General features: G+C 39.3%; 19 protein-coding genes. 13 read left to right on the forward strand and 6 right to left on the reverse strand.

The genetic code is table 11. The features are described from left to right. Positions 1-34 precede the first annotated feature (34 nt). The 9 genes from rplA (at position 35) to FCU45_RS01915 (ending at position 15216) form a co-directional block, all read left to right on the forward strand. The gene (rplA, locus tag FCU45_RS01875; protein ID WP_137011696.1) at positions 35-727 is read left to right on the forward strand and encodes a 50S ribosomal protein L1; all 693 of its coding nucleotides are present in this window, start codon (positions 35-37) and stop codon (positions 725-727) included. Between the two features lie 154 nt (positions 728-881). Then, entirely contained in the window at positions 882-1361 is a 480-nt protein-coding gene (gene rplJ, locus FCU45_RS01880) for a 50S ribosomal protein L10 (RefSeq protein ID WP_137011698.1), read from the forward strand. 172 nt (positions 1362-1533) lie between these two features. Beyond that, positions 1534-1905, forward strand: coding sequence for a 50S ribosomal protein L7/L12 (gene rplL, locus FCU45_RS01885; protein WP_137011700.1), 372 nt, complete (start codon positions 1534-1536; stop codon positions 1903-1905). Between the two features lie 223 nt (positions 1906-2128). Beyond that, positions 2129-6274, forward strand: a complete 4146-nt coding sequence (gene rpoB / locus FCU45_RS01890; RefSeq protein ID WP_137011702.1) for a DNA-directed RNA polymerase subunit beta — start codon at positions 2129-2131, stop codon at positions 6272-6274. Next, a complete protein-coding gene (gene rpoC, locus FCU45_RS01895) occupies positions 6267-10784 on the forward strand; it encodes a DNA-directed RNA polymerase subunit beta' (protein ID WP_137011704.1) in 4518 nt (1505 codons plus the stop codon). Before rpoB ends, rpoC begins: the two co-directional genes overlap by 8 nt. A 233-nt stretch (positions 10785-11017) precedes the next feature. After that, entirely contained in the window at positions 11018-11392 is a 375-nt protein-coding gene (rpsL, locus tag FCU45_RS01900) for a 30S ribosomal protein S12 (RefSeq protein WP_137011707.1), read from the forward strand. Between the two features lie 222 nt (positions 11393-11614). Continuing rightward, positions 11615-12082: a 30S ribosomal protein S7 gene (gene rpsG, locus FCU45_RS01905; protein WP_137011709.1), complete on the forward strand. Its 468-nt coding sequence runs from the start codon at positions 11615-11617 to the stop codon at positions 12080-12082. An 11-nt stretch (positions 12083-12093) separates the two neighbouring features. Beyond that, positions 12094-14184, forward strand: coding sequence for an elongation factor G (gene fusA / locus FCU45_RS01910; RefSeq protein ID WP_137011711.1), 2091 nt, complete (start codon positions 12094-12096; stop codon positions 14182-14184). 366 nt (positions 14185-14550) lie between these two features. After that, positions 14551-15216, forward strand: coding sequence for a hypothetical protein (locus FCU45_RS01915; RefSeq protein ID WP_137011713.1), 666 nt, complete (start codon positions 14551-14553; stop codon positions 15214-15216). On the opposite strand, the gene FCU45_RS01920 is transcribed toward FCU45_RS01915, so the two are convergent. Next, positions 15205-15924, reverse strand: a complete 720-nt coding sequence (locus tag FCU45_RS01920) for an arginyltransferase (RefSeq protein WP_137011715.1) — start codon at positions 15922-15924, stop codon at positions 15205-15207. The genes FCU45_RS01915 and FCU45_RS01920 overlap by 12 nt on opposite strands. A 42-nt stretch (positions 15925-15966) precedes the next feature. Here FCU45_RS01920 and FCU45_RS01925 point away from each other — a divergent pair, with 42 nt between their 5' ends. Then, complete coding sequence (locus tag FCU45_RS01925) at positions 15967-16308, forward strand: hypothetical protein (protein WP_137011717.1); 342 nt, start codon at positions 15967-15969, stop codon at positions 16306-16308. Here the strand turns inward: FCU45_RS01925 and prfB are convergent. Further along, complete coding sequence (gene prfB / locus FCU45_RS01930; RefSeq protein ID WP_137011719.1) at positions 16286-17383, reverse strand: peptide chain release factor 2; 1098 nt, start codon at positions 17381-17383, stop codon at positions 16286-16288. The genes FCU45_RS01925 and prfB overlap by 23 nt on opposite strands. 51 nt (positions 17384-17434) lie before the next feature. On the opposite strand from prfB, the gene panC reads away from it, so the two are divergent. Continuing rightward, a complete protein-coding gene (panC, locus tag FCU45_RS01935) occupies positions 17435-18280 on the forward strand; it encodes a pantoate--beta-alanine ligase (RefSeq protein WP_137011721.1) in 846 nt (281 codons plus the stop codon). Here the strand turns inward: panC and FCU45_RS01940 are convergent. From FCU45_RS01940 to flgB, 4 genes are all read right to left on the reverse strand, one after another. Then, positions 18257-20032 carry a peptidoglycan D,D-transpeptidase FtsI family protein gene (locus FCU45_RS01940; protein WP_137011723.1) on the reverse strand — a complete coding sequence of 592 codons (1776 nt, stop codon included), beginning with the start codon at positions 20030-20032 and terminating at the stop codon, positions 18257-18259. The two genes, panC and FCU45_RS01940, sit on opposite strands and share 24 nt — an antisense overlap. A gap of 105 nt (positions 20033-20137) precedes the next feature. Then, positions 20138-20437 carry a flagellar hook-basal body complex protein FliE gene (gene fliE, locus FCU45_RS01945; RefSeq protein WP_137011725.1) on the reverse strand — a complete coding sequence of 100 codons (300 nt, stop codon included), beginning with the start codon at positions 20435-20437 and terminating at the stop codon, positions 20138-20140. Positions 20438-20450: 13 nt separating this feature from the next. Further along, a complete protein-coding gene (gene flgC / locus FCU45_RS01950; protein WP_137011727.1) occupies positions 20451-20945 on the reverse strand; it encodes a flagellar basal body rod protein FlgC in 495 nt (164 codons plus the stop codon). A 9-nt stretch (positions 20946-20954) separates the two neighbouring features. Further along, positions 20955-21386, reverse strand: coding sequence for a flagellar basal body rod protein FlgB (gene flgB, locus FCU45_RS01955; RefSeq protein ID WP_137011729.1), 432 nt, complete (start codon positions 21384-21386; stop codon positions 20955-20957). 153 nt (positions 21387-21539) lie between these two features. Here flgB and FCU45_RS11695 point away from each other — a divergent pair, with 153 nt between their 5' ends. Together FCU45_RS11695 and FCU45_RS01965 are read left to right on the forward strand one after the other, a co-directional pair. After that, on the forward strand, positions 21540-21986 hold the full coding sequence (locus tag FCU45_RS11695) for a type II secretion system protein (RefSeq protein WP_137011731.1): 447 nt from the start codon (positions 21540-21542) through the stop codon (positions 21984-21986). Positions 21987-22091: 105 nt separating this feature from the next. Next, positions 22092-22508, forward strand: a complete 417-nt coding sequence (locus FCU45_RS01965; RefSeq protein ID WP_137011733.1) for a type II secretion system protein — start codon at positions 22092-22094, stop codon at positions 22506-22508. Positions 22509-22533: the final 25 nt, after the last annotated feature.

Genomic DNA, 22533 nt, shown 5'->3' on the forward strand with positions numbered 1-22533 from the left:
ACTTTGTGGCAGAATTTCACAGGAGAATTTGATAATGAGTAAAAGATATAAACAACTAATAGAAAAAATTGATACTACAAAAACATACGGTGTTGATGAAGCGTCAAGTGTAGTAAAAAATTTGGTAAGTGCTAAGTTCGATGAAACAGTTGAAGTAGCACTTAACTTAAACGTGGATCCTAGACACGCAGACCAGATGATTCGTGGTGCGATCGTACTTCCTCACGGAACTGGTAAAACTGTTCGTGTTGCAGTTTTTGCTAAAGGTGCTAAGGCAGATGAGGCAAAAGCAGCGGGCGCTGATATAGTTGGAACTGATGATTTAGTACAGCAGATCAAAGATGGTATCTTTAACTTTGATATCGTTGTTGCTGCACCTGACTGTATGGGTCTAGTTGGTCAAATCGGTCGTATTCTAGGGCCAAAAGGTATGATGCCTAACCCTAAAACAGGTACTGTAACTCCAGATGTTGCAACAGCTGTTAAAAATGTAAAGGGCGGTCAGGTAAATTTCCGTGTTGATAAAAAAGGAAATATACATGCAGGTATCGGTAAAGCTAGTTTTGATGCTGATAAAATAGCAGAGAACCTCTCATCTTTTGTTCAAGCTATCAACAAGCATAAGCCATCTTCTGCAAAAGGTCGTTACATCAAAAACGGAGCACTTAGTTTAACTATGAGCCCTGCTATAAAACTTGATGTAATGCAGCTAGCTGATATCAAATAATTATAGTAATTTTTAGTGCTTTATTCGTAAAGCACTATCAAGTTACTACTTTGGTAACTGCATTTTATGGACTGAAGATATAGGAGCGAAAGCTTAATCTGTCAAATCTGATTTGATACTCCTGTTGAAGTATTGTCTGGAAAGGAGATATTCTATGACAAAAACACAAAAAGCTGAAATTATTGAAGTACTTTCAAATGAGTTCAAAGAGGCTCAAAGTGTAATCTTTTGTGATTATAAAGGCCTTAGCGTTTCTAAACTTGAGAGTTTAAGAAAAGCTGCTCGTGCTAAAGACGCAAAAGTTCAAGTTGTTAAAAATACTTTGGCAACAATTGCACTAAGCAATGCTGAGCTGACAGGTGTTGAATTAAAAGACACTAACATTTTAGTATGGGGTTCTGACTCGGTTGCTACTTCTAAAATAGCTGCTGATTTCGCTAAAGATAACGACAAGTTTGTGATTAAGTCTGCTTATGTTGATCGTGCACCTGCTGATGCTGCTAAAGTTGAAGCGTTTGCTAAACTTCCTGGCCGCGAAGAGCTTCTTGCTATGCTTGCTGCTACTTGGATGGCACCGATTACATGCTTCACGATCGGACTTGATGCGTTAAGACAAAAAAAAGAGGAAGCTTAATAGCTTTTAACAAAGAGATGATTGAATCATCAATGAAATCGTATTAGTAGACGGGCTTCCTGCCGAAGGAAACTAAGCGTTAGCGTAGATATCGGAATTACTTCCGACATCGTAAAAGATAAATGAAGAGGTTCTCTTCATTTTTATAAAATAAAAATTAAGGAGCTATATTATGGCTATAACTAAAGAAGATGTATTAGAGTTTATTTCAGGACTTTCTGTACTAGAACTTGCTGAATTGGTAAAAGAGTTTGAAGAGAAGTTCGGCGTATCTGCACAGCCTGTTGCTGTAGCTGGTGGTGCTGTAGCTGGTGGTGCTGCTGCTGAAGAGCAAACAGAATTCAACGTTATTATTACTGATGCTGGTGATAAGAAAATTAACGTAATTAAAGTTGTTCGTGCTCTTACAGGTCTTGGACTAAAAGAGGCTAAAGAAGCAACAGAAAACGTACCTTCAACAGTTAAAGAGGGTGTAGATAAAGAGACAGCTGAAGATGCTAAAAAGCAACTTGAAGAAGCTGGTGCAAAAGTAGAAGTTAAATAATTTCTGCTTTAGAGGAGACGCAGAGATAACTCTCTGCTAATCCTCAATTTTTGGGCGCTTTTACGAATGGATTTCAGTCTCTTCGTAAAAGTGCCCTTATGTCGTTAATAAGCACTATAAAATAAGCTCTGATTTTGAGCTCAAAAAATTGCCCTGGGACGCTTGGGCATGACACCTTAATCAATTAAGATTAAGTCTTAAAAACAACTCATCGAGGTAGCCAATGTTAAACACTTTATATTCCGGAAACCGTCTTCGTGTAGACTTCTCTAAAACTCCTCAACAGATAGAAGTACCAAACCTACTGCAACTACAACAAAGTTCATACGGCAAGTTCTTAATGCTTGATGAAAAAGATCGCGCGCAAAGCGGCGTAGAGACAGTATTTCAGTCAGTTTTTCCAATCCATGATTCACAAAACAGATTGACTCTTGAGTATATAGGCAGTGAAGTAGGCAAGCCAAAATACACTGTCAGAGAGTGTATGGAGCGTGGTCTTACTTATGCTGTAAGCCTAAGAATGAAAACCCGCCTTGTTCTTTGGGACAGAGATGAAAACACTAAAGAGAAGCTAGGCGTTAAAGATATTAAAGAGCAGAGCATATTTGTTCGTGATATCCCTTTAATGACTGAGAGAACATCTTTTATTATCAATGGTGTTGAGAGAGTTGTCGTTAATCAGCTTCACCGCTCACCGGGTGTAATTTTTAAAGAAGAAGAGTCAACTACTTCAGGAAATAAACTTATATACACGGGTCAGATCATTCCTGACCGCGGTTCATGGCTCTATTTTGAGTATGACCCAAAAGATATTCTTTATATGAGAATTAACAAGCGTCGTAAAGTTCCTGTAACTATTATGTTCCGTGCACTTGGGTACTCAAAGCAGGATATTTTAAAACTCTTTTATCCGATTCAAAACATTAGTATTATTGACAACAAGTTTTTAATGCCGTTTAACCCAAATGACTATTCGGCAAGATTAACTTACGATCTTATTGATAAAGACGGAACTGTTCTTTTAGCTTCAGGAAAAAGACTCTCTGCTAAGAAGTCACAAAAGTTTATTGAAGATGGTCTAACTGAGGTTGAGTATCCTCTAGAAGTACTTCTAGACCGCTACTTAGCTAAGCCTATAATTGATCCTGAAACAGGTGAAGTTCTTTTTGACGCTATGACTCGTATTGATGAGAACAAATTGAAGAAAATGAGCGAGATAGGCGTTAAGAGCTTTAATATTGCAAATGACTTGGCTGACGGCGTTGATGGCTCTATCATTAATGCGTTTAATGCAGATGCAGACTCTCTAAAACTACTTAAGCAGACAGAAGATATTGAAGATGAGAACGATCTATCTGCAATCCGTATCTATAAAGTTATGAGACCTGGTGAGCCTGTAACTAAAGAGGCTGCTAAGATTTTCGTAAACCAGCTCTTCTTTGATCCTGAGAGATATGACCTGACAAAAGTCGGTCGTATGAAAATGAACCACAAACTGGGTCTTAATATTCCTGAGTACATAACTGTTTTAACTCATGAAGATATTATCGAGTCTGTGAAATATGTTATCAAAGTTAAAAACGGTTTAGGTCATATCGATGATAGAGATCACCTAGGAAATCGTCGTATCCGTTCTATCGGTGAGCTTTTAGGAAACGAGTTACACAACGGTCTTATTAAGATGCAAAAAGCGATTCGTGACAAGCTCTCGACAATGAGCGGACCTATGAATGAGCTTATGCCTCATGATCTTATTAACTCAAAAATGATCACTTCGACAATTATGGAGTTTTTCTCAGGCGGACAGCTCTCACAGTTTATGGACCAGACAAACCCGCTGTCTGAGGTAACTCATAAACGTCGTTTATCGGCACTAGGTGAAGGCGGTCTTATTAAAGAGCGTGCAGGATTTGAGGTTCGTGACGTTCACCCGACTCACTATGGAAGAATCTGTCCTGTTGAGACTCCAGAGGGTCAAAACATCGGTCTTATCAATACGCTTGCAACTTACTCAAAAGTTAATGAGCACGGTTTTATTGAAGCTCCATATAAAGTTATGAAAGACGGAAAAGTTACATCCGAGGTTGTTTATCTTACTGCAACTCAAGAAGAGGGCAAAAGAATAGCAGCAGCATCAAACAAGTTGGATGAGAACGGCCAATTTATAGATAAGATGGTAGTCACAAGAATGGACGGTGAGATTTTACACCGCCCTGTAACAGATTGTGAATATGCTGATCTATCTTCTAGTATGGTTGTCGGTGTTGCAGCTTCACTTATTCCGTTCTTAGAACATGATGATGCAAACCGTGCACTAATGGGTTCAAACATGCAACGTCAAGCGGTTCCACTTATCAAGTGTGATGCTCCGATGGTAGGAACAGGTGTTGAAAAGCTGGTTGCACGTGACTCATGGGAGTGTGTAAAAGCTAAGCGTGCAGGAGTTGTAGAGAAAGTTGACGGAAAGCACATCTATGTAATGGGTGAAGAGGATGGAGATATATATATAGATTATTATCCTCTTCAGAAAAATCTTCGTACAAACCAAAACACTGCATTTGCACAAAAGCCGATCGTAAAAATCGGACAGAGAGTAGAAGCTGGTCAAATCATCGCAGATGGTCCAAATATGGATCAAGGAGAGCTTGCTCTTGGTGTTAACGCTATGGTTGCGTTTATGCCTTGGAACGGTTATAACTTCGAGGATGCTATTGTTATCTCTGAGAGATTGATCCGTAAAGATTCATTTACTTCGGTTCATATCTATGAGAAAGAGGTTGAAGCAAGAGAGTTAAAGCATGGTGTTGAAGAGATAACTCGTGATATTCCTAATGTTAGAGATGATGAACTTTCTCACCTTGATGACAGCGGTATCGTTAAGATCGGTACAAACGTTAAGGGCGGTATGATTCTTGTAGGTAAGGTTTCTCCAAAAGGAGAGGTCAAGCCTACTCCTGAAGAGAGACTTCTTCGTGCGATTTTTGGTGAAAAAGCCGGTCACGTTATAAACAAATCTTTATACTGTCCTCCAAGTATGGAAGGTGTTGTAGTTGACGTTAAGATCTTTACTAAAAAAGGTTATGACAAGGATGCACGTGCGCTAGAGCTTGAAAAAGAGGAGCGTGACTACTTAGAGCGTGAGCACTATGACAGACTTCTAATGATAGATAAAGAGGAGATGTTAAGAGTTACTAAACTTTTAACAAAAGAGCCTCTTATTGCAGACATTAAGATCGGAAACACAAGCTATAAAGCGGGTGATATCATAGATGGTAAAGACCTTGTAGAAGTTAACCGTTTTGCAATGAACGCTATTATAAAATCTTTTAGCGAAGAGATTCAGTCTGAGTACAACAAGACTAAAAACTATTTTCAAAAAGAGAAGAGACTTTTCCGTGATGAGCATGAAGAGAAGCTCAATATCTTGGAAAAAGATGACATCTTACCAAATGGTGTAGTTAAGTATGTAAAAGTTTACATCGCAACGAAACGTCATCTAAAAGTCGGTGACAAGATGGCAGGACGTCACGGAAACAAGGGTATTGTATCTACTATAGTTCCTGAAGTAGATATGCCGTATATGGAAGATGGAAGAAGCGTAGATGTATGTCTTAATCCACTAGGTGTTCCTTCTCGTATGAATATCGGACAGATATTAGAGATGCACCTTGGTATGGCAGGGCGCGAGCTTGGAAATCAGATATTAGAAGAGTTTAACACTAAACAAAAAGATTTTATTCAAAATATCCGCTCAAAAATGATAGAGATATCAGATGTTGCAGGTATGATGAACGCAAAAGCAGTTATCGGTAAGATGAGTGACGATGAACTTCTTCACTTCGCACGTGACTGGTCAAAAGGTGTTAAATTCGCATCTCCTATCTTTGAGGGTGTAAATCCTGAAGAGTTTGAGAAGTTGTTCAAGCTTGCTAAGATGGATACTGACGGTAAAACTGTACTTTATAACGGTATGACCGGTGAGAAGATCAAAGAGCGTGTAAATGTTGGTTATATGTATATTCTCAAGCTTCACCACTTGGTTGATGAGAAGATTCACGCACGTTCAACAGGTCCATACTCGCTTGTTACACAACAACCGGTCGGTGGTAAAGCACTATTTGGTGGTCAGAGATTCGGTGAGATGGAGGTCTGGGCTCTTGAAGCTTACGGTGCAAGTGCAGTACTAAAAGAGATGCTAACAATCAAGTCTGATGATGTTGATGGGCGTGTTCGCGCTTACAAAGCGATTACAAAAGGTGAATTGGTTCCGGAGTCAGGTATTCCGGAAACGCTATTTGTATTGACAAAAGAGCTACAATCTTTAGCTCTTGATGTAGAAATATTTGACGAGGTAGAAGATAATGAGTAAATTAGTAGCTATTGAAGTAACTGAAGAGAACAGACCGACTGATATAAAACAGATACAGTTTCGTTTAGCATCTCCGGAAAAGGTTATGTCTTGGAGTCATGGTGAAGTTAAAAAGCCAGAAACTATTAACTATCGTACACTAAAACCTGAGCGTGACGGTCTATTTTGTGCTAAGATCTTCGGTCCTGTAAGAGATTACGAGTGTCTGTGCGGCAAATATAAAAAGATGCGTTACAAAGGCGTTGTATGTGAGAAGTGTGGCGTTGAAGTTACTAGCACTAAAGTTCGCCGTGTAAGAATGGGACATATTGAGCTTGTAACACCTGTTGCACATATCTGGTATGTTAGTTCACTTCCTTCACGTATAGGTACGCTTTTAGGCATCAAGATGAAAGATCTTGAGCGTGTACTTTACTATGAGGCGTATATCGTAGAAGAGGGCGGCGAAGCATATTATGATGCTGAAGCAAAAACACCTGTTTTAAAATATGATGTTTTAAATGAGGAGCAGTATCGTACTTTAGTATCAAGATTTGGCGAACTTGGCTTCAGAGCTCGTATGGGTGGTGAAGTTGTTCGTGATCTTCTTGACTCTATCGACTTGGTTGACGCATTTACTCAGCTAAAAGAGGAGATAGAACTTACTAAAAGTGAAGCAAAGACAAAGATCATTGCTAAGAGACTTAAAGTTATCGAGTCATTTTTAAATTCTGGAAACAATCCTGCTTGGATGATGCTAACGGTTCTTCCTGTTCTTCCACCGGATTTAAGACCACTTGTGTCACTAGATGGCGGTAAATTTGCTGTTTCAGACGTAAATGACCTATATCGTCGTGTTATCAACCGTAATCAACGTCTTAAGCGTCTTGTAGAGCTTGAAGCGCCTGAGATCATTGTAAGAAACGAGAAGCGTATGCTTCAAGAGTCTGTTGATGCGCTTTTTGACAATGGTCGTCGTGCAAACGCAGTAAAAGGTGCAAACAAGCGCCCATTAAAGTCTTTGAGCGAGATCATTAAAGGTAAGCAGGGTCGTTTTAGACAAAACCTACTTGGTAAACGTGTTGACTTCTCAGGACGTTCTGTAATCGTTGTGGGTCCATCTTTATCAATGGATCAGTGTGGATTACCGAAAAAGATGGCACTGGAGCTATTTAAGCCGCATTTGATTGCAAAACTTGAAGATAAGGGTTATGCAACAACGGTCAAAGCAGCTAAAAAGATGATAGAGGACAAAACAAACGAAGTTTGGGAGTGTCTCGCTGAGATAGTTGACGGCTACCCGGTACTTCTTAACCGTGCACCGACACTTCACAAATTATCAATTCAGGCGTTCCATCCTAAGCTTATTGACGGTAAGGCTATCCAGCTTCACCCGTTAGTATGTGCTGCATTCAACGCGGACTTCGACGGTGACCAGATGGCTGTTCACGTACCACTTAGCTCAGCTGCTATCGCAGAGGCTAAGGTATTGATGATGGCATCTATGAACATCCTTCTTCCTGCTTCAGGTAAAGCGATAGCTACGCCTTCTCAGGATATGGTCCTTGGTATCTACTATATTACTTTAGAGAAAAACGGAGTAAAAGGTTCAAACAAACTTTTTGCAAACGTTGATGAAGTAAGAATAGCAATAGAGCATGACGCACTTGATATCCATGCAAAGGTAAGAACAAGAGATGAGGGTAGAATCATTCATACTACTGCAGGACGTATGCTTCTAAAAGCAATTCTGCCTGATTTCGTTCCATCTGAGCTTTGGAACAGAGTTATGAAGAAAAAAGCTATTAATGAACTAGTTGACTATGTTCAAAAGCATGGCGGTATAGGTATTACTGCAGGCTTCTTGGATAGACTCAAAAACTTAGGTTTCAAGCATGCTACAGAGTCTGGAGTATCTATATCTATCGATGATATTAAAATTCCGGAAGGAAAAGCAGCTAAGATCGCTGATTCAAAAAGCAGAGTATTTGAGATTCAAAAGCAGTACGAAGCTGGTCTTTTAACTGAACAAGAGAGATATAACAAGATCATTGACGTTTGGACTGATACAAACAATACTCTTGCAACTCAGATGATGGATCTTGTTCAAACTGACAAGAACGGGTTTAACTCTATTCACATGATGGCAGACTCTGGAGCTCGTGGTTCAGCGGCTCAGATTCGTCAGCTTGCAGGTATGAGGGGATTGATGGCTAAGCCAAGTGGTGAAATTATCGAAACTCCGATTATCTCAAACTTTAAAGAGGGTCTAAATGTTGTTGAGTACTTTATTTCTACTCACGGTGCTAGAAAAGGTCTTGCCGATACAGCTCTAAAGACTGCCAATGCTGGATACCTAACTCGTAAACTTGTAGACGTTGCTCAAAATGTTAAGATCGTTGAGCATGACTGTCATACTCACGAAGGTATTGAGATCTCTGATATTTCAGACCAAAATACTCTAATTGAGTCTCTAGAAGATAGACTAAACGGAAGAGTATTGGCTGATGATGTTATAGACCCAATCAGCAACGAGATACTTTTTGCAGAGGGAACTCTAATTGATGAAGTAAGTGCAAAAGTTATTGCTGAGGCTGGTATTAAAACAGCATATATCAGAACACCGACTACATGTAAAAGTGAAAACGGTATCTGTGCATTATGTTACGGTGTTAACCTTGCTACGGGTCATATCGTTCGTAGAGGTGAGGCTGTAGGTATTATTGCCGCTCAGTCGATCGGTGAGCCTGGTACACAGCTTACTCTTAGAACATTCCACGTCGGTGGAACAGCATCTTCAACTGCTCAAGAGAGACAAGTTATTGCTGAGAAAGAGGGCTTTATACGTTACTACAACCTTAAGACTTACGCTTCAAAAGAGGGTAAAAATATAGTTGCTAACCGTAGAAATGCTGCAGTACTATTGGTTGAACCAAAGATCAAAGCTCCTTTCGCGGGTAAAGTTGAGATCCAAACTGTTCATGATGAAGTCATCATCAGCGTATCGTCAAAAAGTGATACTGTTCGTTATGTGCTTCGTAAAAACGAGATCGCTAAGCCTAATGAACTAGCCGGTGTAGGCGGTCAAATAGAGGGTAAATACTACTTCCCGTATGAGAGCGGATCTGAGGTAAAAGAGCTTGAGTCAATCGTTGAGACGATCAAAGATGGTTGGAACGTACCAAGCCGTATCCCTTATGCATCAGAGGTTTTAGTTGCAAATGGTGCTCCTGTTACACAGAAAATATTTGCAAAAGAGGATGGAGTTGTTAAATACTTCTTGCTCAAAGGTGACTTTTTAGAGAGATTTGAGGGCTTGAAAGCAGGCTATGAAGTAGTTGAAAAAGGTCTTTTTGCTACTGTTGTAGACTCAAATAACCGTGAAGCTGTACGTCACTACATAGCTCGTGGTTCAGTTATCGTTGCTGAAGATGATGCAGTAGTAGATCCTAAGTCTGTTATTGCTAAGCCTAAGAGCGATGAATCAACTGTTATTGCAGAGTGGGATCCATACTCTAACCCGATCATATCTGAGACTAACGGTATTGTTAAGTTTGAAGATATTATCAGCGGAACGACTGCAACTGAGCAGTATGATGAGCTTACAGGCAAGACTCGTTTAATGATAAACGACCACATCTCTGCCGAGTATAAGCCGACCATCGTTCTTGCTAGTGAAGATGGAGAGCTGCTGAGATATCAGCTTCAAGCTAAGACTTCGATCTATGTTAAAGATGGAGCGACTGTTAAGGTAGCGGATATTATTGCTAAAACTCCAAAAGCGCTTCAAAAATCAAGCGATATTACAGGGGGTCTTCCTCGTGTAAGTGAACTTTTTGAGGGTCGTCGTCCAAAAGCAACTGCACTTATTTCTGAAATAGACGGAACGGTTAGCTTTGGAAAACCACTTCGTGGCAAGATCAGAATAATGGTCTCATCAGATAATGGGATTATTAAAGAGTATTTTGTTGATAAATCTCATAGTGCCGTTGTAAATACGGGTGACTTTGTACACGCAGGGGAGAGACTAACGTCTGGTATTATCTCTTCACATGAGCTTCTTCGTATTATGGGTGTTAAAGCACTTTATAACTATCTAGTAAGCGAAGTACAACAGGTTTACCGTTCACAGGGTGTTAATATCTCTGATAAGCATATTGAGGTAATCTTTACTCAGATGCTAAGACAGATCAAAATTGTAAAATCAGGTGACACTAAGTTTATCGAAGGAGATCTGATCTCTAAAACTAAGTTTGCTCAAGAGAATGAGAAGATCATTAAACTTGGCGGACGTCCTGCTATCGCAGAGCCGTTCCTTGTTGGTATTACTAGAGCTGCAGTTTCTGCTGACTCTATTATCTCTGCTGCATCATTCCAAGATACTACAAAAGTATTGACAGAAGCTGCAGTAAGTGCAAAAATAGATGATCTAAACGACCTTAAAGAGAACGTTATTATCGGACGTACTATTCCGGTTGGAACTGGTATCTATAAAAATCAGCATATAGTATTTGGATATAACGAGGAGTAATCTTCGTATATCTAAAAGAACTCTGCCTCTTGCACTGATGCAAGAGGTCTCTATGCCTTAAACTCCTAAGCTCTCTACAATAAGCAGCTATAATTTCTCACATAAAATTCTATATATTAATTAATACTTAAAATAAGCTAACTTTAATCACTTTTTTTATAAGATTACGCGTCTATAACTCCCTAGAGAATAGCGAGTTAAATTCTACTGGAAAAATTAAGTAAAGGAATTGTATGCCTACAATCAATCAATTGATTCGCAATGAGCGTAAACGTGTGATTAAGAAATCAAAATCACCTGCTCTTGTATCATGTCCACAGCGTCGCGGTGTTTGTACTCGTGTTTACACGACAACGCCTAAAAAACCTAACTCGGCTTTAAGAAAAGTTGCAAAGGTTCGTTTAACTTCAGGTTTTGAGGTTATCTCATATATCGGTGGTGAGGGTCACAACCTTCAAGAGCACTCAATCGTTCTTGTTCGTGGCGGTCGTATCAAAGATTTACCGGGTGTTAAGTATCACATCGTACGTGGTGCACTAGATACTGCAGGTGTTGCTAACCGTACTGTTGCTCGTTCTAAATACGGAACAAAACGTCCTAAAAAATAGTCCCTATTTTTTAGGAACCTAAACATTAATTAGTACGCAAAACGAGCAAAGCCCGTTTTATTACGCTAACGCTAAGTTCACTTCAGCAGTGGGCTCATGAAACTAGTTTCATTTGAAATTGAGTTTTAGTGAAAAGCTGAAAAATATTAAGCTAGCACAGGATATATCTTAAGTGATATATTTTGAGTAAATTTAAAAAAAATTGAAGTAAGGAAATTACAGATGAGAAGAAGAAAAGCTCCCGTTCGTGAAATTATGCCCGATCCGGTTTATGGAAGCAAAGTTTTAACGAAGTTTATAAACAAAATTATGTATGACGGTAAAAAAAGTACTGCTGAGAAGATTATCTACAGCGCTTTGGATATCGTAAGTTCTCGCGGTGAAAAAACAGGTATCGACACTTTTAACGATGCTATCGAAAATATTAAGCCGATTATAGAAGTAAAGAGTCGCCGTGTTGGTGGTGCTACTTATCAAGTTCCAGTAGAAGTACGCCCTGTACGTCAATTGTCACTAGCTATCAGATGGTTAGTTGATGCTTCTCGTAAAAGAAATGAGAGAACGATGGCTGAGAGATTGGCTAATGAATTAATGGATGCTGCGACTGAAAAAGGAACTGCGTTCAAGAAAAAAGAAGATACTTATCGTATGGCTGAAGCAAATAAAGCATTTGCTCACTATCGTTGGTAATAGGATAAATTATGGCAAGATCACATAAACTAGAAGACGTAAGAAACATCGGTATTGCTGCTCACATTGATGCGGGTAAAACCACAACGACTGAGAGAATTCTATTCTACACAGGTCGTGAGCATAAGATCGGTGAGGTTCATGACGGCGCTGCTACAATGGACTGGATGGAGCAAGAACAAGAGCGTGGTATTACAATTACTTCAGCTGCAACAACTTGTGAATGGGACGGCAAGCAGATTAACATCATAGATACTCCGGGCCACGTTGACTTCACAATTGAAGTTGAGCGTTCTATGCGTGTACTTGACGGTGCTGTTTCAGTTTTCTGTGCAGTTGGTGGAGTTCAGCCACAATCTGAGACTGTTTGGAGACAGAGAAACCGTTACGGTGTTCCATCTATCGTTTATGTAAATAAAATGGATAGAACAGGTGCAAATTTTTATGCAGTTGAAGAACAAATTCGTACTCGCCTAAAAGGAAATCCGGTTCCAATTCAGATACCAATAGGTGAAGAAGATGGCTTTAAAGGTATTATAGATCTTGTTAAGATGAAAGCGATAGTTTGGGATATAGATGCTGCAATGGGTTCAAATTACCATGTAGAAGAGATTCCTGCTGATTTAGCTGATAAAGCTGCAGAGTATCGTGAAAAACTTATTGAATCTATATCTGAAGCTGATGGTAACGAACATCTTGCAGAAAAATATCTAGAGGGTGAAGAACTAACTAATGATGAGATAATTGCAGGTATTAAAGCTGCTACGATCGGTATGCATATCGTTCCAATGGTATGTGGTACATCATTTAAAAACAAGGGTGTTCAGACACTTCTTGATGCTGTTGTTGCATATCTTCCAGCTCCGACAGAAGTTGCTGCTATTCGCGGTACGATGATGGATGATGAAGAGGTAGAAGTTGTTGTTGACTCTTCTGACAAGGGAGCATTTGCATCTCTAGCGTTTAAAATTATGACTGACCCATTCGTTGGAACACTGACTTTTATCCGTGTTTATCGCGGTTCACTGGAAGCAGGTTCATTCGTCCATAACTCTACAAAAGATAAAAAAGAGAGAATAGGCCGTATCGTGAAGATGCACGCAGTGAAACGTGAAGAGGTAAAAGAGATCTACGCAGGTGAGATAGGTGCAGTTGTTGGTCTTAAATATACAACTACCGGTGATACTCTTTGTGATGCTTCGGATCCTGTTGTTCTAGAGCGTATGGATTTCCCTGAGCCGGTTATCTCTGTTGCTGTTGAGCCAAAAACAAAAGCAGATCAAGAGAAGATGGGACTAGCACTTGGTAAGCTTGCTGCAGAAGATCCATCTTTTAGAGTTCACACTGATGAAGAGACTGGTCAGACTATTATTTCAGGAATGGGTGAGTTACACCTTGAAATTCTTGTAGATAGAATGAAAAGAGAGTTCAAAGTTGAAGCTGAAGTAGGTGCTCCGCAGGTTTCATACCGCGAGACAATCAGAAATGAAGTTTCTCAAGAGTATAAATACGCTAAGCAGTCTGGTGGACGTGGACAATTTGGACATGTATACCTTAGAATCAAGCCGGGTAAAGCTGGTGATGGATTTATCTTCCACAACGAGATCAAAGGTGGTGTTATTCCAAAAGAGTACATTCCTGCAGTTGAAAAAGGTTGTGAAGAGACTATGGCTAACGGTGTTCTTGCAGGTTATCCTATGGAAGACGTTGAAGTTACACTTTATGATGGTTCATTCCACGAAGTCGACTCTAACGAGATGGCATTTAAACTTGCTGCATCTATGGGCTTTAAAGAGGGTTGTAGAAAAGCAAATCCTGCGATTCTAGAGCCGATTATGAAAGTTGAAGTTGAAGTTCCTGAAGATTATATGGGTGACGTTATCGGTGACCTTAACCGTCGTCGTGGACAGATTAATGCAATGGGTGATAGAGCAGGAAACAAAATTGTTGATGCTTTCGTTCCTCTAGCTGAGATGTTTGGTTACTCAACTGACCTTCGTTCTGCTACTCAAGGTAGAGCAACGTACGCTATGGAATTCGATCACTATGAAGAAGTTCCAAGAAATGTATCTGAAGAGATCATTAAAAAGAGAAACGGCTAAACCGCTATAAAAAATGCCTCCTACTTATAAAGGAGGCATTTACTACAAACTATCTACAAAAAATCAAAATCTTACGATTAATTAGTTTTATTTCTATTTTTTAAATAAGATAAAAACTTTACTACTGCTCTTAAAGCTAGTATAATTATATAGACAGCGGATGTCCAAAGAAGCGGATGCAGAAAATTTCCACGCTCCATCATCAAAGAAGCTCTCTGCATAGGCGAAGTTAAGAGGTCTGAGTGCTGTAAAAGAGATAGCACCAACAAGATTGACAGGAAGTAAATAAGTTCAATTTTTATTTTTTTAATCATAACGCAATTATATCTACTATAATTAAAAAAATAAAAAAAATCAGGCAAAAAAATGAAAACAATTATAGCAATATCTCTTCTCTCATTAACTCTCTTTGCTAAAAACCCTTCAGTGTACTCTCAATTGGGTGATATAATTTACGATAACTCAACAGCTATAGAAAAATTATCAGAGATTGCAGAGCTTTCAAACTATAAAAAAGAGATACAAGAGTATATAAAAGATGTCAACATTACAAAAAAAGATGGATTTGCCATCGAGTCCGGAGATAGAAGCGTAGATGACACGCACTATTTGAAAAAGCTAAGGGAGCTTTACAAAAAAGATAGAAATTTTTTAAGGATCTCAAAAATCAGTTTTGAAGAGTCAATGCAAAAGAGTAACGTTAGACTTTTTGAGCAGCTGATCAATTCCGAGATTATAGAGTTAGATGAGTATGAGAGACGCATTGTAGAGTTCTATACTACCCATAAGGACGAGATATCACTCCCACCAGAGGTAAAACTATTTGTTGAAGAGGCTCTTAAAAAGCGCAAGAGTGAAATAGAGGCGAGAGAAGCCGCAAATAAGAGAGATAGTGAAGCCGAGAGGATAAGATGGCTTAGAGAGAAAGACAAAGAGAGAGAAGAGAGAAAAATAAAGCAGCTTGAAGAGGAGCTGCTTAAAAAAAAGAGAGAGATCAGAGAGTATCAAAAAGAGGAGCTGCTAGGTAGCTGACCAAATTGGCTCTTCATATATTGTAGGTCTTCCCTCAAGCGTCAGATAGGGCTTGTAGTGAGATTTATATGCTAAAGATGGGCAATCTTTTACGTAGTATCCTAGGTATATCCATCTCTTTTTGCTTCTTTTTGCAAATGTTATCTGATTATATAAAGAGAGTCTTCCTAGCGATAAGTGTGTATAAGCAGGATCATAGTAGAAGTATATAGAAGATATCCCGTCTTCTAAAATATCGATAAGATCAACTCCTATAAGTTCATCGTCCAAAAAGTATAAAACCTCATAACCGAAATCGTTATGGGCATCAACAAAAGAGTTATAATAGCTCTGTGCAGATGAGGGCGTATGATCCCACCCTTTTTTCTCATTCATAAAAAGATGATATTTTTCAAATAGTTCCAGGTGTGCTTTGCTGATCGTAGGTCTTTGAATATAGCTTTTAACATCGGAAGCTTTTCTTATAACTCTTCTTTGAGATGAGGAGAATTTGAAATTTTCAACATCTATTTTTATACTTTTGCACTCATCACAGGCAGGGCAGATAGGTCTGAAGTACATCTTACCGAATCTTCTATATCCGCGCTCTATGAGATCTTGACAGTAATCAACTGAACACTCGTCAATGACTTTGTAGTGCGTTGTCTGATTCATATCAGGCAAGTAGGAGCATTTGTCGCTTACTCTAAACTCTTTAAGTATATTCATACTCGAAGTCTGACATAATTATTATTATAAAAAGGTATATAAATGAAAGAGATATTTAAAAAATATAAAATTATAATATTTAGGACAGCAGGTGCAGTTATGTTAGTTGTAGGGTTTGCATTGTACTTCTGGATCTCTCCAAAAGAGGTTGCAACCCAAAACGAGATAGCTGCTGCTAACGTTGCCAGAATGGAGGCGAGTGTGCGCGGCAGTTCTTCGTCTACAAATCAGAGGCAGGAACCTTCTTCTTCAAAGTTTGTTGAAGAACTTAAAAATGCTCAAAAGAAACAGATACAGTATATGACCATTTTAAGTATGGTTTTTGGAGCTGTTTTTCTGGGCTATAGCTTTATCTCTAAGCCTAAGAGCGATTCTGAGATATAAGCACATCCTCTATCATCTTATCTATATCGCCATCCAGTATAGCGCTGACATTTGAGTATGCTACGTTGCTTCTTGTATCTTTTATCTGCTGATATGGCTGCATAACGTAAGAGCGTATCTGGTGCCCCCATCCTATCTCACTTTTTGCAACACCGTCTGCTTCAGCTTTTTGTGCTTCAAGTTCAAGTTCATATAGTCTTGATTTTAGCATCTTCATAGCGGTCGCTCTGTTTTTATGCTGACTTCTGTCATTTTGGCACTGAACAACTACGCCTGTGGCAATGTGCGTGATTCTTATAGCAGATTCTGTTTTGTTAACGTGCTGCCCGCCTGCACCGCTTGAACGGTAGGTGTCTACACGAATATCTTTATCCTCTATCTCGATGTTAATGTCATCGTCTATTTCAGGAGATACCATAACAGAGCTAAACGAGGTGTGTCTTTTGGCATTAGAGTCAAAAGGTGATATGCGCACGAGCCTGTGGATGCCGTTTTCAACTTTTAGATATCCGTAGGCATTCTCACCTTTGATAAGCAGCGAGACATCTTTTATGCCAGCTTCATCACCTGCTTGGTAGTCGAGAAGTTCAACGCTCCATCCGCGTCTCTCTGCAAATCTTTTGTACATTCTAAGAAGCATAGATGCCCAGTCTTGAGACTCTGTTCCGCCGGCTCCGGGGTGAATTGATAAAATGGCATTGTTAGCATCCGTCTCTTCGCTCAGCAATACCTCTATCTCCATGGCGCGGATAAAATCTTCAAGCTCTTCGGCCCCATCAAAACACTCTTTTATGGAATCCTCATCACTCTCCTCTTTCGCCATCTCATAGAGCTCTTTTGCATCATCAAGAGCATCTTTTGCAACGTTGTATTTTTTTAGTTTTCTCTCACACTGCGTCTTCTCTTTTTGCACAACCGCAGCATTTGCAGCATCATTCCAAAAGTCTTGAGAGTTTTCAAGCTCCGAGATCTCATCAAGACGCTCTTGAAGTTTATGAGGCTCAACTACGCCTGTGATATTGTTCATCTTTTTTGAAAGGTTTTTTAAAAGCTCTGTATATTCGTAATTATCCATAAAATCAATCCAATAGTGTATAATTGCGATTATATTAAATTGAGGCTTAAAATGAAGATTATTTCTAGTCCGCAAGAGTTAAAAGAGCACCTTAAAAGTATAAAAAACTCTATTGGTTTTCAAGGAAACCAAAGTATTGGTTTTGTACCGACAATGGGAGCTCTGCATGAGGGTCATATCTCACTTATAAAGAAGGCAAAAGAGCAAAATGAGACTGTAGTCGTCTCTATATTTTTAAATCCGACGCAGTTTTTAAAGGGTGAAGATCTGGATAAGTACCCCAAAAAAGATGAAGCCGACAAGAAGATATGCGAGATAAGCGGTGTTGATGTTCTTTTCTTCCCTCAGCCAAGTGATATGTATGGAGCCGATGAAGTCTCGATCCTTGCACCAAAGGTTAGAGGCTATGTCTTGGAGGGAGAGAGTAGACCGGGGCACTTTAACGGTGTTTTAACTGTTGTCATGAAACTATTTAACATCGTAAACCCGACAAGGGCATATTTTGGCAAAAAAGATGCACAGCAGTTAAACCTTATCTCCTTGATGGTCAAGCAGTTTTTTATGAGTGTTGAAATAATTCCAGTTGACACGGTTCGTGAAAAAGATGGTTTGGCACTTAGTAGCAGAAACGCATATCTTAGAAAAGATGAGAGAGCTGAGGCTCTTAAAATTTCATCCTCTCTTAGACTCTCAAGTGCTATGGTCAGTAGAGGAGTTCTGGATGCAAAAGAGATAAAGAGCGCCATGAGAGAACTTTTAGCACCGTTAGAGATCTTTTATGTAGAGATTTTAGACCGTGAGTTTAATCAGCTCTCAAAGGTTGAGATCGGTAATACGGTAATTTTAGTTGAGGTAAAAGTGGGAGCTACAAGACTACTTGATAATATCTGGCTTTAGGTAGCCCTCTTCAACTAGTGTGTCAACTATATTTTTAAAGACAGGTACTGCCGTTTGAGCTGCAAACTGGCTTTTTTTAGGTCGGATAACAATTGTTCCGATGGTGTATCTGTTATTCTTATCATTCGCAAAACCTAAAAAAGCCGTGTTATATTCGTTGACATACTTTCTATCTTCAACAATGTGTGCTGTTCCTGTTTTTCCTCCAACCTCTAAGCCGTCAGTTTTGGCTTTTACGCCTGTTCCTTCATTGACCGTTTTGATTAAGATCTTTTTTACTCTGTGCGCAGTTGAACTTTTTATTACTTGAGGCTGTTCCTGTTTTGGTATATCGATCTCTCTGTTGTAGTGATCTATAAAAGATTCCACCACTCTTGGCGTAACCATCCTTCCGTTGTTGTTAAAGACGCTGTATGCGCGGATAAGTTGCATCAGGTTTGCACGCATACCGTATCCGTAGGAGCAGGTAGCCTTATAGATCTCATTTTCAAGCTGCATTATATGAGGAACGGAACCTGCCTTTTCATAGACAAGATCAGGCGTAGATTTTGACGCAAAACCGAAATCAAGCAGACCTTGATTGAATGCAACTCCAGAGAGCTTTTGTGCAAGCTGTGCAATTCCGATGTTTGATGAGTGAACGATCACATTTTCGGCACTTAACCAATCAAACTTATGCTCATCTGTTATAACTTTTTTTCCGATCTTGTAGCGTCCGTTATGCCCGTTTACCAGATCATAAGGATTGACAAGTCCTTTATCTAAAAGGAGAGCAAACGTGATGGTCTTTATAACACTCCCAGGCTCAAAGCTGTACTCGATCATGGAGCTGTTTAGGGAAGGATAATCACTTTTTTGTATGGCTTTTGGCATAAATCTGTTTGAGCTTGCCATGGTGATGACTTTAGCGCTTTTTGTATCCATTACCGCAGCTATCACCTCTCTAGCTTCTAGTTCAATCTTCATCCTGTCGAGCATCTTCTCTACTCTTAGTTGAAGAGCGATCGGTATATTTAGTTTTACGTCAAGCCCCTTTATCTCTGGTTTTGTAAAACTATCTTTGTTTAGGATGATATAGCCGTTCACATCTCTTTTGCCTTGGCTTAGTTCATCTTGTTTTGCCTGAAGTTCATTTTCAAACTTTTTCTCTATCCCCTTGACACCTTTGACGTATGTGTATCCGTCATCTTCAACTTTATGAGGGTAGCCTATGATGGGTGTTAAAAGTTTGCCATAAGGGTACTCTCTGCTCTCTCCGCTCTCAATAATGCTAAGACCGTGGAGTGAAGTTCTGCCTGTTATTGGATTTTTTCTCTCAACAAAAACATTTAGTCGTCTAAGCTCGTAAGCCAACTGCTTGAGATATTGTGCCGCTTTTTGTTCGATGTTATAGCTAAGAACTACAACCCCTTTTTGCTTGCTTATCTTCTTTTTTATCTCTTTTGCGTCAATACCTGAGTAGATGCTAAATAGTTCTATAAAAAGGTCTCTCTTTTTTGGGTCTATATAGTGAGTGTTTACGACTGCTTTATAAAGTTTTACTGTAGAAGCTATATGAAATCCATCAGCACTTATGATGGAGCCCCTGATGGCTTTTGAGCTCTCTTTTGTATAGAGAGATGGGAGGTCGCGCGGCTTTAGCGTGGTTAGAAGCATAACGCCTAAAAATAGTAAAAATCCAAGAACGATCAGTGAATAGAGTATAAATATCTTTTTACTTTTGTTCTCTGTGTTTGCATTTTGGTTGTTCATATTTTAGCTGTCTTGGTTTTTTAATGGATTATAGCATCTTATGCTAATGAAGTGTGTTAATAAAAAGCTACGAAAGAAGTTCTTTCGTAGCAATAAAAGTTAGGTTTAGAGTTGAGTTCTGCCTAGCTCTTTGTAGGCACTTAGCGCTTTGTTGCGAATTTCTAGCATAAGCTTCATACTGGTTTCTGCTTTTCCGATGGCAAGTGCAGCTTGGTGCAGATCTTTGACCTGTCCCGTTGCCATATCACCGACCGCCTTGTCACCCTTTTCTTGAAGTTCGTTAACTTCATTGATGGCAGATTTAAGTGTTTTGGCAAAATCCTCACCGCCAACACCCTCTATCTTACTTTTTTGTTTTAACAGATCGGCGGAGGAGATGCCTGAAATGTTCTCAATACTACTCATAATATACCTCTACTTATTGCAACAGCGAAATTGCGCTGTTTGCCATGTTTTTAGAACTCTCGAAAGCCGCGACGTTGGCTTGATAACTTCTAGTTGCTTCTACTAGATCGGCCATTTCGATAACAGGATTAATGTTAGGGTATGCCACATAGCCGTTAGCGTCTGCATCAGGATGATTCGGCTCATACTTTAAGTTGGGCTCTCTGTCGTCGCGTGAGATCTTATCAACTATAACGCTCATTATAGCAGGATTTACCTTTTTACCGAATTCACCCTCATTTAGCGGGTCTTGATATTTTGCACTCTCACTCATGCCATTGATTGCTTTGTTGAACTCTTCATTGAAGTTTATCGCTTTAAATACGACCTCTTTTCTTCTGTATGGTCCGCCCTCGTCAGTTCTGGTCGTCTGAGCGTTTGCAATGTTTTGAGAGATTGTATTTACACGAACTCTCTGGGCAGATAGTCCGTAACCGCTGATATCAAAACTGCTTAAAAAATTTGACATAATTTACCTTTAACTAACTTTTGAAGACGCATCTATTACGCTCTTGTAGATGCCTGAATTTTTCTTCATGGCATTAACCAGAGCATTAAACATAATGGAGTTTTTGCTCATCTCTGTTGTTTCAACATCAAGATCCACACTGTTGCCGTCATTTCTTGCCATATGCCCGTCTCTAAAGAATCTCTTTGGCATATATGAGCTCTTCTCATCCAAGAGCGGCAGATGCGCTCCGTCTGTTTGAGCCATCTGAAGCTTTGGAGTGTTTTTGTTTAAAATTTGTGCTCTTTGCTCTGAGAGCGCATCTTCAAAACTTATATCTCTTGGTCTGTAAAAAGGAGTGTCCGCGTTTGCAATGTTTGAAGATATCATATCCTGACGCATCGCTCTGTAGTCAAGCGCTTTTGCGGCAAGATGCTGTGAAGCTGAAACTTGTATGCTCATTGGGAACTCCTTTTATTTATTTGTAGTTCTACAAGCAATTAAAGTTCCAAAATATATAACAAATCTATTTAAGCGTATATTAATGACATCTGCTTCATAATGTTCATTAAGGTTGCAAGAGTAACCCAAATTTTTTATCTACAAGGAGTTCTTATGAAAAGAGCTGGTTTTACTATGATCGAGTTGATCTTTGTTATAGTTATTTTAGGTATTTTAAGTGCTGTTGCGCTTCCAAGATTGGTCGGTGTTGCAGAAGACGCAAGAATTGGAACTGTTGAGGCTTTCGTAGCGACTCTTAACAGAAGTGCCGGACCTACAATGTGGTCTAATACAATGAGAAGTGCTACTCCTGGTTCAGTGGTAGGGCTTCAGCTAGAAGACTTTATTGATATTCCTGCAGGCATAACTATTGATGTTAATAATCTTGGTGGTTGTGGGGATAATGACAACAATACTTCTACCTTTAATGGTGGAGCTATAGCTACTGTTAATTCTTTAACTAATGTAGAGACTATATACTGTGAAGACGGTAACGGTGTAGATGCACCAAGATTTAGTTTTGCAGAAAATGACTATAACTTGTCTGTACAAGCTAACTAGGGTTTATTTTCCCTCGTTCCCACGCTCCCGCGTGGGAATGCATATAAAAGTAGTTATTTTTAAGTTATTTTCGAATGATTTTAAAATTATTACTCAAGGTTTGTTATGAAATTTTCTCGCGCTTTTACTATTATAGAACTTGTTTTTGTCATAGTAGTTTTAGGCATACTTATGAGTATAGCCCTGCCTAAGTTAAGCGATACTGTTGTACAGGCTGATATTGCAAAAGGGCGTGGTGATGTTGCGACCATCCGCTCTGCTATAGCAAATGAGAGAAAAAGCAACGTGATAAGAGGAAGTGCATCTTATCCAACTACGCTTGATGACGCTACCGGACTTTTTGGTGCAATTCTGACATACCCGATGACAAATAGTGCTACCTCAGGCAATTGGAATAAGACAGCTGACAATCAATATAGATTTTATATCGGTTCTACGCCAACGACTTTTACATATGATCCTGATACTGGAATATTTACGTGTACGTCTGGCTCCAATAACTGCGACGATTTAGTTGATTGATATTTATTTTCTATCTCGTTCCCAC

Source organism: Sulfurimonas crateris (assembly GCF_005217605.1).
Lineage (GTDB): Bacteria > Campylobacterota > Campylobacteria > Campylobacterales > Sulfurimonadaceae > Sulfurimonas > Sulfurimonas crateris.